A 13,861-nucleotide genomic window follows, 5' to 3' on the forward strand; every position below is an offset into this window, starting at 1 on the left:
ACAAACCGCCCGAGCTGACCTTGCCCTTGGCCACCCGGCAGGCTAGTGCCGGAGGGGCGGACTGCATACGGCCCAGGTACTAGGCTCCCAGCAGATTCCCCTTGCCCAGCGGGCTAGCACCGGCAATCTTGGCCACCGTACCGCCACGGGTGACATAGGGATGACGGGCAAACACATAGAACACTCCATCCGTGCCGGCGCGCAGGGTGGTGGTGGAGCCAGTGATGGGGTCGATCACATCGGCAATGGCATCACCCGCCTGCACCACACTGCCCAACTCTGCCAGGCTGACAATCACCCCCGCATGCGGTGCGATCAGGGTTTCCGAACCGTCCAGCGGCGTAGCCGGGTGCGGCAGCGCCGGCGCCGGCACTGCCTCGCCACGGATCACGCCGCAGCAGGTGAGGTAATGCAGAATGGCCTGGCTGTCCTGATCGGCCAGCGCATGGCTGACATCGCCCTCGCCGCGTAGCTCCACGGTGACAGCCACGCTATCGAAAGGTACGGGGAATTGCGGCAAGGCAGCGCGAATCTTGGCCCAGGGCAGGAAGATAGCCTCGTCGAAGGGCATCACACCATAGGCATCGGCCAGCAAGGACGCCCCGCATTGCAGGTGGGCGGCCAGCGCCTCCACCAGCGGCCAGTGCTCGCTATGCGCGTAGATATGCACCGGCCCGGCAAAGTCGCAGTGCAGGTCCAGCACCAGGTCAGCGTCGATAGCCAGCAGATGCAGGGTCTGGCGCAGGCTTTGCAGCTCGGTGTGAACCGGCTCTGCCGCGATGGCAGCACGCAGCGCCTGGCGGATGATGTCGCGGTTGGCATTGGCATCCTGTGTTAGCGTGTCTGCCAGCTTTGGCAGCACCCGGGCCGAAGGTTCGCTGTACAGGCGGTTGAAATTTTCTCCGCTTTCCAGATCGAAACGGCCTTGCGGCTGGTAATGCAGCTGCTGGGCCAGACCGATGGGATTGGCTACCGGCACCAGTACGATCTCGGCCTGCAACAAGCCCTGCTGCTCCAGCGCGGCAAACTGCTGCCGCAGCTTGTGTGCCACCAGCATGCCGGGAATCTCGCCCGCATGCAGGCTGGCTTGGATATACACCTTGCGCGGCCAGCTACCCGTTCCAGCAGATCCGAAATGAAAGCTGGTGATGCTGCGCTGGGTGCCCAGGCTGGGCGACAGCAGCGGGTGGATTTCCGTACGCATGAAAGACTCCTGTCAATGATAGGTATTGGTGGCCAGCCTTACTTCAGGCTGCCGGACAAAAACTGCTGCAGGCGTTCGCTTTTGGGCTGGCTGAGTACCTGGGCCGGGTGGCCTTCTTCCTCGATCCGCCCCTGGTGCAGAAAGATGACATGGTTGGAGACATTGCGGGCAAAGCCCATCTCGTGCGTGACCACCACCATGGTCCGGCCCTCCTCGGCCAGCGCCTGCATCACTCGCAATACTTCGCCCACCAGCTCGGGATCAAGCGCCGAGGTGGGTTCGTCAAACAGCATCACCTCCGGCTCCATCGCCAGCGCCCGGGCAATGGCCACCCGCTGCTGCTGGCCACCGGACAGGTGCGCTGGGTATTTGTTTTCCTGCTGCTCGTTCAGCCCTACCTTGGCCAGGTATTTGCGAGCCCGCTGCAGCGCTTCGGCGCGGCTCAGGCCCAGCACATGCATGGGCGCTTCCATGATGTTTTCCAGCACCGTCATGTGTGACCACAGATTGAAATGCTGGAACACCATGGACAGCTCGGTGCGCATTTTCTGCAATTGTTTCGGATCACGCGCTCGCTGGCTACCTTTCTTGTCCAGCACCGTCTGCAGCAGCTCGCCATTCAGGCTGATTTCACCGGCGCAAGGCTGCTCCAGAAAGTTGATGCAGCGCAGAAAGGTGCTCTTGCCCGAACCGGACGAACCGATGATGCTGATCACGTCACCGGCCTTGGCCTTGAGCGAGACGCCCTTGAGCACTTCATGCTGGCCGTATTTCTTGTGCAGGCCGTTTACAGTCAATTTGTACATGGTAATCCTTCGCAATCCGTATCAATGGCCCATGGGGCGCAAAAAAGCCAGCCAGCGGTTTTCACACAGGCGGAACAGCCCGACCAGGGCAAAGGCGATGCAGGCATACAGTACGGCAGCGATGCCGAATGCCTCGAAGGAGGCGTACGTTGCCGCATTGACATCGCGTGCCACCTTGAGGATGTCCGGTACGGTGGCGGTAAAGGCCACGGTGGTGGCATGCAGCATCAGGATGACTTCATTGCTGTAGTAAGGCAGCGCCCGGCGCAGCATGGCGGGAATGATGATGCGGGTGTACTTGACCCAGGGCGACATGCCCAGCGCCCGCGCCGCTTCGATTTCGCCATAAGGAATGGCGCGAATGGCACCGGCAAAGATCTCGGTGGTATAGGCGCAGGTATTGAGGGCAAAGGCCAGGATGGTGCAGTTGAGTCCCTCGCGGAAAAAGTGTTCCAGCAGGTCGACCGAGCGCACCACATGCAGGCTGTACACCCCCGAGTAAAAGATCAGCAACTGGATATACAAGGGCGTGCCGCGAAACACATAGGTGTAGAACCACACCGGCCCGCTAATCCAGCGCCGCGAGGACACCCGCGCCACCGCCAGCGGGATGGACAGGCAAAAGCCGCAGGCAACCGAGGCAATCAGCAGCCACAGGGTCATGGCCACGCCGGAGACATGGTAGCCGTCGTTCCACAGCCAGGCCTGCCAGTAATTCTGGATGATGTCGATCATAGAACCGCCTTGCGCACGCCGGCAGAGTAATGGTTTTCCAGCCAGATCAGCAGCAGATTAGACACGGTGGTGATCAGCAGATACATCAGCGCACCCACCACGGCAAACAGGAACATCTGCATGGTGGCCTTACCGGCATCCTGAGTGGCCTTGACGATGTCGGCCAGCCCGATGATGGACACCAGCGCGGTGGCCTTGATCAGCACCTGCCAGTTATTGGCAATACCCGGCAGGGCAAAGCGCATCATCTGCGGAAACAACACCCGGCGAAAGCTCTGCCACGGCGTCATGCCATAGGCGATGGCCGCTTCGATCTGCCCTGCCGGCACCGACAAAAAGGCACCGCGAAAGGTTTCGGTAAAGTAGGCACCATAGATGAAGGCCAGCGTCACCACACCAGCCAGAAAGGGATCGATGTCGATCTGCTCCATGCCCAGCGCCTCGGTGCACTGGTTCAGCCCCAGTTGCAGGCTGTAGAACAGCAGCAGCATCAGCACCAGGTCGGGCACGCTGCGAATCAAGGTGGTGTAGACGGTGGCCCAGCCGCGCAGCAAACCAGCCTTGGCCAGCCGGGAACTGGCACCAGCCAGGCCAATCAGCATGGATAGAATCAAGGATAACAGCGATAGCTTCAGCGTCACCCAAGTGCCCGCCAGGATGAGCGGGCCGAATCCGGACAGGAACATGGCTATCTCCCGACAGGACGGCAAGGTGAACGGTAGGAATCGCGCGCGGCAATAGCTGCCGCTGCCGGCCAGCGCAGGCGGACGGATGGGTGTTTCATGACATTTCTCCTGGTAGAGGGCAATGCAAGCGGTCGGTCGTCCTTGCTGGACGATTCTCAGCCGCTGGCACCCGGCGATGACTGCCGGTGGCGGCAGCACATCTGTCACGATCCTAATCAAGCCTTATTGTATATACAATAACTTTTTCATGTGCATGCGCAGCATGAGTCTCTCAGTCAAGCAGCAGCCAACAAGACCTGCAGCCGTACGCACAGAATCAATAGACACGCACAATATATTGTTTTAAATGGGAAATAATTCCAGGAAATAGCAACTGAAGATGTGGCACAAGCTTGATGACTGCTAACAATCAGCTGTTAATTTGTATATGCAATTACTGCAAAAGTGTTGCAACAGACACCAAAGCCGGCTCAAGCCAGCACGGCGCGCAAGGCCTGCCACTGCGCCAGCTTGGCAGAATAAGACAGGGTATAGGCAGGACTGGAAGAAGGTAGATCAAACAATGCGGGCAGCGTGGCCATGGCCGCCAGCTGCTTGCGGCCAATAGTGGCCGCGGTGCTGCCATTGAAGGCGACAGCACGCAAAGCCGGCAGGCTGGCACACAGCGCCGGCAAATCATTCGGACTGATGCCACGGATGGCTGCGTCCAGACTACCCTGGCGCCGCGCCTGCGCCACCACATCCCACAGCCCGATGCCGTGTTGTTGCAGTGCAGCCAGCCGGCTTGGGTAGTCCAGCGCCACCAGCTCACACCCCAGCAGCTCGCCCAGTAAGCGCCAGAACTGGTTGCGCGGGTGGGCGTAGTATTGTGCCGCCTGCAGCGAAGCATCGCCGGGCAAGGACCCCAGGATCAGCAAACGGGTTTGCGCATTCACTACCGGCGGGAAGCACGATTTCGCGTTATCGCTCATGCTTTCTAGCGCTAGAACAGCTGACCTTGCTGACGAGCCAGCCAGGCCTTGACCGGACCAAAGGATTTGCGGTGCGCGGCCAGCGCGCCATGCGCTTCCAGCGCCGCCAGGTGCTCGGCAGTGGGATAGCCCTTGTGGCGGGCAAAGCCGTATTGCGGGTGCAGGGCATCCAGCGCGATCAACTCGGCATCGCGTGCGGTCTTGGCCAGAATGGAAGCAGCGGAAATGGCCTGCACCTTGGCATCGCCCTTGACGATGGCTTCCGCCGGCAAGGTCAGCTGCTTGGGTACGCGATTGCCATCGATCAGCACCCTGCCCGGCTGCGTTGCCAGCCCCTCCACCGCCCGGCTCATCGCCAGCATGGTGGCGTGCAGGATATTCAGCTGGTCGATTTCTTCGACGCTGGCACTGGCGATACACCAGGCCAGCGCATCGCGCTTGATGAGGATGGCCAGGGCATCGCGCCTGGCCTCGCTCAATACCTTGGAATCAGCCAGCCCGGCAATCGGCCGCGCCGGGTCAAGAATGACCGCAGCCGCAAACACCGCCCCGGCCAGCGGGCCACGTCCGGCTTCATCCACGCCGGCGATCAGCTCGCCGCTAGCCAGCAGCAGGCTCAGGCTGTCCGGCATCCGGCCTCCTGCAGCACGGCGGAGGCCGCCAGACTGGCGGTATCGGCCAGCAGCGACTGATGCAGATCGGTAAAGGCCTGCACCATTTCCACCCGCGCATCTTGATCGACATACAGGCGCTTGACCTCGGCCGCCAGCTTCTCGGCCGTGGCCTCCTTCTGCAGCAGCTCCGGCACCACGAAGCGGCCACACAGGATATTGGGCAGCCCCACGTAAGGCAGCTTGATCTTACGCTTGACCAGCTGATAGGTGAGCCAGGACAGCTTGTAGCTGATCACCATCGGCCGCTTGGTCAAGGCCACTTCCAGCGTAGCCGTGCCACTGGTGACCAGCACCACATCGCTGGCAATCATCGCCATCTGCGCATGGCCGAACAGCTTGCGCAGCGGCAAATCCCAGGCCTTGCGGCGGGTCAGCAGACGGTCGAACAGGTCCATGGTGGCACGGGTTGCCAGCGGCACCAGGAAAGTCGCGTCAGGATAATCGCGCAACAGGATACGGGCGGCTTCGATATACAGCGGGGCCATGAATTCCAGCTCGCTCTTGCGGCTACCTGGCATCAGGGTGAACACCGGTGCCTGCCGTGGCAGACCCAGTTGCTCGCGCATGGCCAACTGGTCCGGCACCATGGGAATCTCACTGGCCAGCGGGTGGCCGACAAAATCCGCTTTCACCCCGGCCTTGTCATACAGCGCCGGCTCCATCGGGAACAGGCACAGCACGCGATTGACGGCACGGCCTATCTTGTAGATACGCTCCAGCCGCCAGGCCCACACCGAGGGGCTGACATAGTGCACGGTGGCAATGCCGCTTTTCTTCAGCGCTGCTTCCAGCGCCAGATTAAAGTCGGGTGCATCCACACCAATGAACACATCCGGCTTCGCGGCCTTGAGTTGTTCGCGCAAGTCACGGCGAATGCGCAACAGCTCCGGCAGGCAGCGCAGCACCTCGGCATAGCCGCGTACCGCCAGTTTTTCCTGTGGCACCACGGAGAGAAAACCGCGCGCTTCCATGCGTGGGCCGCCAATGCCGGCAAATTCGATATCGGCATGCCGTGCCTGCAAGGCGTCCATCAGGTGCGCCCCCAGCACATCGCCGGAGGCTTCGCCCACCACCATGGCTACCTTGAGCGCGCCCTTGCGTTTGAACAGGCTGTCAGACATGGTCAGCGGATAATGCCTCGCTCGGACTGGGCAAAGAAGCGGACAAACGGCTCCAGTTCGGCATGGCCTTGCTGCGCCTCGGCCAGAATGGCCTCCTTGGCCGCATCGTATTGCAGGCCCTGGCGATACAGTGCCTTGTAGGCATTGCGCACGCGGCGGATCTGCTCCGGCGTGAAGCCACGACGCTTCAGACCCTCGGCATTAATGCCGGCCGGTACCGCGCGGTTGCCATGCGCCATCACATAGGGCGGCACGTCCTGCGCTACCGCACTGGCAAAGGCTGTCATGGCGTGATCGCCGACAATGGCAAACTGGTGCACGCTGGTAAAGCCACCCAGAATCACCCAGTCGCCAATATGCACATGTCCACCCAGCGTGGCGTTATTGGCAAAGATGGTGTTATTGCCGATCTGGCAGTCATGGCCCAGATGCACATAGGCCATGATCCAGTTGTTGTTGCCCAGGCGAGTAACGCCCACATCCTGCGCGGTACCGATATTGAAGGTGCAGAATTCGCGGATGGTGTTGTTGTCGCCGATTTCCAGCCGGGTGGGTTCGCCGGCGTATTTCTTGTCCTGCGGAATGGCACCCAGCGAGCTGAACTGGAAGATACGGTTGTTCTTGCCAATGCTGGTATGGCCTTCGATCACCACATGCGGCCCCACCCAGGTGCCGCTGTCTATGCTGACATCCGGCCCGATGATGGAGTAGGCACCGATTTCCACATCGGCGGCGATGCTGGCTTTGGGATCAACAATGGCAGTCGGGTGAATGGCCATGATCAGACCTCGCGCTTGGCACACATGATTTCGGCTTCACAAGCCACCTGGCCATCCACCAGCGCGCGCGCGGTGTACTTGCCAATACCGCGCTTGACGGTGATCTGCTCTACTTCGAAGATCATCTGGTCGCCCGGCACCACCTGGCGCTTGAAGCGGGCCTTGTCGATGCCGACAAAGAAATACAGCTCGTTGTCAGCGCGCTCGCCCTGGCTCTTGATTGCCAGGATGCCGGCGGCCTGCGCCAGCGCTTCGATGATCAGCACACCCGGCATGACCGGGTATTGCTCGAAATGGCCACAGAAGAAGGGCTCGTTGATGGTGACGTTCTTCAGTGCCTTGATACGGGTATTCGGCACCAATTCGGTGACACGGTCGACCAGCAGGAAGGGGTAGCGGTGCGGCAGGCACTGCATGATTTCCCGTACATCAATCGTCACGGCGTGTTCAGTCATTGGCGTTGTCCTCAGGTTCTTTCAGTTTGCCGATCTCGCGTTCGAGTTGTTTTATGCGCTTGGCGAGATCGTCCAGATGTCTTACATGAACGGCGTTACCCAGCCATTCCTTCATGGTTTGCAGCGGATAGGACGAAGCATAGGTATCCGGCTGGCGGATGGATTTGGACACCAGGGTGCCACCGCCGATATGCGTCTTGTCTGCCACTTCAATATGGCCGACAAACATGGCAGCCCCACCTACGGTACAGTGCGCGCCGATCTTGGTGCTGCCGGCAATACCGACACAACCGGCAATCGCCGTGTGCTCGCCGATCTGCACATTGTGGGCAATCTGCACCAGATTATCGATCTTGGCACCACGGCGGATGATGGTATCCGCCAGCGCACCACGGTCGATGGTGGTATTGGCACCGACTTCCACATCATCTTCCAGGATGGCACGGCCAGTCTGCGGAATCTTGAACCAGTGGTCCTTGGCCCAGGCCAGGCCAAAGCCGTCGGCACCGATCACGCTACCGGAATGCACGGCGACCCGATTACCCAGTATGCAGCCGTGATAGACGCTGACATTGGGATAGAGCACCACGTCATCGCCCAGCACGGTACCGTCGCCGACCACCACGCCAGGGTGCAGGATGCAACGCTCGCCGATGACCACGGCGCGGCCGATGCTGACATGCTCGCGCACCTCGGTGCTGGCAGCGATGACACTGCCCTCGCCTACCACGGCCGTGGCATGAATGCCCGGGCGGGGCTGCGCTGGTGGGTGAAACAGCGTGGCCACCTTGGCAAAGTACAGATAAGGATCATCCACCACGATCCACGAGCGAGCCGGGTCCAGTTCGGCCGCCAGCTTGGGTGATACGATCACCGCGCCGGCCGCGCAAGTCTCCAGCTGTTTGCGGTACTTGGGATTGGACAGAAAAGTGATATCGGCCGGCCCTGCCACATCCAGCGGTGCCAGACGCTCGACCAAGCGGTCAGCACCCTTGAGCGCGCCACCAAGCTGGGCCACGATATGTGAAAGCGTGTACGCCATCAAAAATGAAAGCCGACCACGGGTCGGCTTCTCCCGTAACTGTTAGGCAGGATTACTTCTCAAGTTCCTTCAGCACTTTGCTGGTCAGGTCGAACTTGGGATTGACGTAAACGACATCCTGCAGGATCAGGTCGTACTGTTCGCGATCGGCAATTTGCCTGAGTACACGATTGGCACGCTCCTGCACCGAGGCGAACTCTTCATTGCGGCGCTGATTGAAGTCTTCGGACATTTCACGCCCCTTGGCGCGATAGTCACGATCCAGCGCTGCATATTCGCGCTCATAGCGCTTGCGGTCGTCGATGGAGAGCGTGCTCTTGGCCATCAAGCCTTCCAGCTCTTTGGCACGGGTTTCCATCTTTTTCAGCTCGGTCCTGCGGTCGGCAAACTCCTTGTCCAGTTTTTTCTGGATGGCGATGGCCGGTGCAGCTTCGCGGTATACCCGCTCGATATTGACAAAACCCAGCTTGAAATCAGCCGCAGTGGCCTGCAGGCTGAGCAGGGCCAGCCCTGCCAGCCACCATTTGAAAGAAGATTTCATGTTCAGGCCTCTTTCCGTTTAGAAGACAGTACCCAGCTGGAACTGGAAGCGTTGTTGCTTGTCGCCTTCCTTCTTGCGCAGCGGGTCGGCGTAACTGAACTTCATCGGTCCCAGTGGCGACAGCCAGGTCACGGCAAAACCGGCAGAGTAGCGCAGTTCGCTGCTCGGGGTACTGCCGGAGAAGGTGGTATCCCACACGCTGCCAGCATCGAAGAACACACTGGCACGTACCGACTTGTTGTCCTTCATGCCCGGGAAGGGGAACAGCACTTCGGCATTGGCCACCGCCTTGCGAGTACCACCCATGTAGTCACCATTGGTGTCTTTGGGGCCCAGGCTGTTGTTGTCATAGCCACGTACCGAACCGATACCACCCAGGTAGAAGTTCTGGAAGAACGGCAGCGTGGAGGTCTTGCCATAACCGCTGGCATAGCCCACTTCGCCATTGAGCATCAGGGTGTACGTCTTGGACAGCGGGAAGAACCACTGCTGACTATGCGTCAGGCGGTAGTACTCGAGATCGCCACCGGGCAGGCCGGCATCCGCCTGCACCTTGATCGAGGCACCGCGCGTCGGCCACAGCGAGCTGTCGCGGGTATCGCGCCCCCAGCTGACCGAACCCAGCAGCGTCTTGTTCTTCGCACCGTACTGGTTGACGAAGTCGATATAGCGCTGCGGGCTGGTATCGTAAGTGGTGATCTTGGTCTGTTCCACACCAATACTGAAATTGATACGGTCAAACTCGGTCACCGGCACACCAAAGCGGACCGCGGCACCATCGGTGGAGGTTTTATAGGCCGAGGTCGAGGTGGCATCCGGATTGTACACACGGTGGTACAGGTCGTAGCCGAGGCTGACGCCATCCGGAGTGAAGTACGGGTCGGTAAACGACAGCGAGATGTTCTTGTTCACCTTGCCGTTGGAAATACCGAAAGACATATACTTGCCGGAGCCAAAGATATTGCTTTGCGAAATACTGGCCGACAGCTGGATGCCCTCACCCTGCACGAAGCCCACGCCGGCGGAGATACTGCCGGTGGCACGTTCTTTCAGATTGATGTTCATATCCACCTGATCGGGCGCATCCGCCACGGCCGGGGTTTCCACGGTGACATCTTCGAAGTAGCCCAGCAGCTCGATACGTTCCTTGCTGCGCTTGACACTGGCGGCATTGTAGGTAGCACCTTCCAGCTGGCGCAGCTCACGTCGCACCACTTCATCACGCGTCTTGGTGTTGCCGGCAATGTTGACGCGTCGCACATAGGTCTTGCGACCCGGATCGACGAAGAAGGTGAAACCAACCTGCTTCTTGTCACGGTTGATTTCCGGTAGCGCGTTCACATTGGCAAAAGCATAGCCTTCATTGCCCAGGCGATCGCTCAGCGCCTTGACGCTTTCGGTCACCTTCTCGTTATTGAACACTTCGCCGTTCTTGAAGGTGATCAGCTTGCGCAGATCAGCCTCCGGCACTTTCAGATCGCCAGCCAGCTTGATATCGGAAACGGTAAATTTGCCGCCTTCGCTGACATTGATGGTAAGGAACATGTGTTCCTTGTCAGCGCTCATGGAAACCTGGGTCGATTCAATATTGAATTCCAGATAGCCCTGGTTCTGATAGAAAGCCTTGAGCTTTTCCAGATCGCCGGTCAGCTTTTGCTTGGAGTACTGGTTATCCTTGGTCAGCCAGGACATCCAGCCGCCGGAAGTCAGCGTCATTTCGTCCAGCAACTGATCCTGAGTGAAGGCCTTGGTGCCAACAATTTGGATGTTTTTGATCTGGGCGGTAATGCCTTCGGTGATATCCAGCGTAACCGCGACGCGGTTACGCTCCAGCTTGGTCACCTGCGGGGTGATTTCCACCGCATATTTGCCACGGCTGTAGTACTGGCGCTTGAGCTCCTGTACCGCACCGTCCAGCAAGGCCTGGTCGAAAATGCGCGACTCGGCAAAACCATTGTCCTTGAGTGCCTTCTTCAGCTGATCTTTGCTGAATTCCTTGGCGCCGTTGATGTTGAGCTGGGTAATCACCGGGCGCTCGGCCACGGCCACGATCACCACCCCATTGCGCGATTCGACCCGCACATCGTCGAAAAAGCCGGTGGCAAACAGGCTCTTGATGGATTCACGCGCTTTTTCTTCGCTGAAGGTGTCGCCCACCTTGACCGGGAGGTAGTTGAAGACGGTACCGGCTTCGGTACGCTGCAGGCCTTCAACCCGGATATCCTTGATTACGAACGGATCCGCAGCCCAAACAGCTGTTGCCGTAGTCATGCCCAGCACAGCGGCCGCAAGTAGTTTCAATTTCATAGGTTTGTTTTAACCCCCAAAAAGGCGGCTGATATCGTTCAGCACGGCAAATAGCATCAGCGACGCCAGCAGGATGAATCCGATCTTCTGTCCAAACAGTTGCGCACGCTCGCTTAACGGGCGGCCTTTGACCAGCTCCGCGACATAATACATTAAGTGCCCACCATCCAGCACAGGTATCGGCAATAGATTCAACACGCCGATACTGACACTGATCAGTGCCAGAAATTCAAGATACGGGCTCCAGCCCTCCCGTGCAGTCTGGCCGGCAATGCTGGCAATGGTCAGCGGGCCAGACAAATTATCCAGCGACGCCTGACCGATCACCATGCGCCCAAGAAACTTCAGGCTCATCCAGGCGGTGTTGGTGGTCTTGTGCAAGGCTTCGACGGCAGCTTCCGCCACGCCGGGCTTATGCATGAAGCTCAGCTGCTTCATCCAGGCACTGTCCAGCAGTGGTGCGGCACCGATACGGCCTATCATCACATCACCATCCGCCACGGTGGCCGGGCGCAGTTTGACATCCTGCGGCTTGCCGTCACGCTCGATACGAATCAGCAATTCCTTGCCCGGACTTTCGTGGATCAGCTTGACCCAGGCATCCCAGCTGGCCAGCGGCTTGCCATCAGCCGACAACAATTTGTCACCGGCCTTCAGCCCAGCCTTGGAAGCCACGCTACCCTCTTCCACCCCGCCAATGGCAGGCAGATAACGCATCGGCATCAGGCCCGGATTACCCTGCTCCAGCGCCTTGAGTGCATCTTCATCGGCCTGCGCCGGGTCGATGCTGCGCAACTGAGTGGTAGCCTGGGCTGTTTTGACTTGCACGCGGATCGGCACATCACCACTACCAGCCGCATCCACCAGTGCCAGCCGCAGCTGCTGCCAGTCAGCCACTGACTGACCATTGACCGACAACACCCGATCACCCGCCTGAAAACCGGCCGTTGCTGCCAGGCTGGGCGTCAGCACCGTCCCCACCTGCGGCAACAACTGCACCATGCCACCGGCAATCACCGCCCAGTAGAACAAGACCGCCAGCAGCAGATTGGCCAACGGCCCGGCCACCACAATGGCCATACGCTTGAGTACGTGCTGGTTATTGAAGGCCAGGTGGCGCTCCTCCTCCGGCACTTCCATTTCGCGCTCATCCAGCATGCGCACATAACCGCCCAGCGGAATCGGGCTGATGGCCCACTCGGTATCCCCACGCTGGAAGGTATACAGCGGCTTGCCAAAACCCACAGAAAAACGCAGTACCTTGACACCACACAGCCGCGCCACCCAGAAGTGGCCCAGTTCGTGGAAGGTGACCAGTACGCCAATAGCCACCAGAAATGCAATAAATGTCAGCATGAGCCCACCTTGTTCGCGGCAAAGCGTCGCGCCTCGCCATCCTTGTCCAGCAGCGCCGCCAGCGTGCCACTGGCCGACAGGCTGACACCCGCCAGCGTAGCTTCCACCACCTTGGCGATATCAACAAAACGCAGACGACCTTCCAGGAAAGCCGCCACTGCCACTTCATTAGCCGCGTTCAGCACCGCTGGGGCATCCCCACCGCTTTGCAGCGAAGCGAATGCCAAGCCCAGACAGGGAAAGCGCTGTAAATCCGGCTGCTCGAAAGTGAGCGAGCCCATGCTGAAGAAATCCAGTGATGCCACACCAGCTTCGATACGCTCCGGCCAGGCCAGTGCACAGGCAATCGGCGTGCGCATATCAGGCGAACCCAGTTGCGCCAGCACCGAGCCATCGCGGTATTGCACCATGGAATGGATGACACTTTGCGGATGCACCACCACATCAATGCGCTCCGGCGGCGCAGCAAACAGCCAGTGCGCCTCGATCACTTCCAGCCCCTTGTTCATCAGGCTGGCCGAGTCCACCGAAATCTTGCGCCCCATCACCCAGTTGGGATGGCGACAGGCATCCTCAGGGGTAACCTGCAGCAAAGCCTCGGCACTGTGTTGGCGAAACGGCCCGCCCGATGCGGTCAGGATGATCTTGCGAATACCCGAGGCATCCAGATTGCCGGCATAGTCATGCGGCAAGGACTGGAAAATGGCGTTGTGCTCGCTATCCACCGGCAGCAGGGTGGCACCGTGTTCGCGCACGGTTTCCATGAACAACCGGCCAGCCACCACCAGAGCTTCCTTGTTGGCCAGCAGGATTTTCTTGCCGGCACGTGCAGCAGCCATCGCAGACGGCAAGCCGGCAGCGCCGACAATGGCCGCCATCACCACATCCACTTCGGACAAGGCGGCTACCCGCTCCAACGCAGCTGCGCCGTACAGCACCTCGGTAGCCAGGCCCTGCTCACGCAACCGGCCTTGCAAGGCATTGGCGGAGGCCGCATCGGCCACTACGACATAAAGAGGAAGAAAACGACAAGCCTGCTCGAACAGGCGATCCACTTGGCGGTGACCACTAAGAGCCACTACCCGGTAACGATCAGGATGACGGGCAACCACATCCAGCGTGTTGACGCCGATACTGCCGGTTGCCCCAAGAACTGCAATGCCTTGAGGTTTCATGAGATGAGC

14 protein-coding genes are annotated in these 13,861 nt (G+C 59.7%); all 14 read right to left on the bottom strand.

What is annotated here, in order from left to right; translation table 11 throughout:
- Positions 1–79 precede the first annotated feature (79 nt).
- Positions 80–1,204, bottom strand: a complete 1,125-nt coding sequence (locus tag H2Z84_RS13280; protein WP_181836398.1) for a succinylglutamate desuccinylase/aspartoacylase family protein — start codon at positions 1,202–1,204, stop codon at positions 80–82.
- 38 nt (positions 1,205–1,242) lie between these two features.
- Positions 1,243–2,010 carry an ABC transporter ATP-binding protein gene (locus tag H2Z84_RS13285; RefSeq protein WP_181836399.1) on the bottom strand — a complete coding sequence of 256 codons (768 nt, stop codon included), beginning with the start codon at positions 2,008–2,010 and terminating at the stop codon, positions 1,243–1,245.
- A gap of 21 nt (positions 2,011–2,031) precedes the next feature.
- Complete coding sequence (locus tag H2Z84_RS13290; protein WP_181836400.1) at positions 2,032–2,745, bottom strand: ABC transporter permease; 714 nt, start codon at positions 2,743–2,745, stop codon at positions 2,032–2,034.
- Positions 2,742–3,431 (bottom strand): ABC transporter permease, encoded by a 690-nt coding sequence (locus tag H2Z84_RS13295; protein WP_181836401.1) that lies wholly within the window; start codon positions 3,429–3,431, stop codon positions 2,742–2,744. Before H2Z84_RS13295 ends, H2Z84_RS13290 begins: the two co-directional genes overlap by 4 nt.
- 470 nt (positions 3,432–3,901) lie before the next feature.
- Positions 3,902–4,402 (bottom strand): DNA-deoxyinosine glycosylase, encoded by a 501-nt coding sequence (locus H2Z84_RS13300; RefSeq protein WP_181836402.1) that lies wholly within the window; start codon positions 4,400–4,402, stop codon positions 3,902–3,904.
- A gap of 11 nt (positions 4,403–4,413) precedes the next feature.
- The gene (gene rnhB, locus H2Z84_RS13305; RefSeq protein ID WP_181836403.1) at positions 4,414–5,034 is read right to left on the bottom strand and encodes a ribonuclease HII; all 621 of its coding nucleotides are present in this window, start codon (positions 5,032–5,034) and stop codon (positions 4,414–4,416) included.
- Complete coding sequence (lpxB, locus tag H2Z84_RS13310; RefSeq protein ID WP_181836404.1) at positions 5,019–6,197, bottom strand: lipid-A-disaccharide synthase; 1,179 nt, start codon at positions 6,195–6,197, stop codon at positions 5,019–5,021. The genes rnhB and lpxB overlap by 16 nt, the downstream gene beginning before the upstream one ends.
- A gap of 2 nt (positions 6,198–6,199) precedes the next feature.
- Entirely contained in the window at positions 6,200–6,976 is a 777-nt protein-coding gene (gene lpxA / locus H2Z84_RS13315) for an acyl-ACP--UDP-N-acetylglucosamine O-acyltransferase (protein WP_103524534.1), read from the bottom strand.
- Positions 6,977–6,978: 2 nt separating this feature from the next.
- Positions 6,979–7,431 (bottom strand): 3-hydroxyacyl-ACP dehydratase FabZ, encoded by a 453-nt coding sequence (fabZ, locus tag H2Z84_RS13320; RefSeq protein ID WP_103524535.1) that lies wholly within the window; start codon positions 7,429–7,431, stop codon positions 6,979–6,981.
- Positions 7,424–8,473 (bottom strand): UDP-3-O-(3-hydroxymyristoyl)glucosamine N-acyltransferase, encoded by a 1,050-nt coding sequence (gene lpxD, locus H2Z84_RS13325; protein WP_181836405.1) that lies wholly within the window; start codon positions 8,471–8,473, stop codon positions 7,424–7,426. Before lpxD ends, fabZ begins: the two co-directional genes overlap by 8 nt.
- A 52-nt stretch (positions 8,474–8,525) precedes the next feature.
- Positions 8,526–9,014, bottom strand: a complete 489-nt coding sequence (locus H2Z84_RS13330; protein ID WP_181836406.1) for an OmpH/Skp family outer membrane protein — start codon at positions 9,012–9,014, stop codon at positions 8,526–8,528.
- Between the two features lie 18 nt (positions 9,015–9,032).
- Complete coding sequence (gene bamA, locus H2Z84_RS13335) at positions 9,033–11,321, bottom strand: outer membrane protein assembly factor BamA (RefSeq protein ID WP_181836407.1); 2,289 nt, start codon at positions 11,319–11,321, stop codon at positions 9,033–9,035.
- A gap of 9 nt (positions 11,322–11,330) precedes the next feature.
- Positions 11,331–12,677: an RIP metalloprotease RseP gene (rseP, locus tag H2Z84_RS13340; RefSeq protein ID WP_181836408.1), complete on the bottom strand. Its 1,347-nt coding sequence runs from the start codon at positions 12,675–12,677 to the stop codon at positions 11,331–11,333.
- Complete coding sequence (ispC, locus tag H2Z84_RS13345) at positions 12,671–13,852, bottom strand: 1-deoxy-D-xylulose-5-phosphate reductoisomerase (protein ID WP_181836409.1); 1,182 nt, start codon at positions 13,850–13,852, stop codon at positions 12,671–12,673. The genes rseP and ispC overlap by 7 nt, the downstream gene beginning before the upstream one ends.
- Positions 13,853–13,861: the final 9 nt, after the last annotated feature.

Origin of the sequence: Aquitalea aquatica (assembly GCF_013911085.1) — a bacterium.
Lineage (GTDB): Bacteria > Pseudomonadota > Gammaproteobacteria > Burkholderiales > Chromobacteriaceae > Aquitalea > Aquitalea aquatica.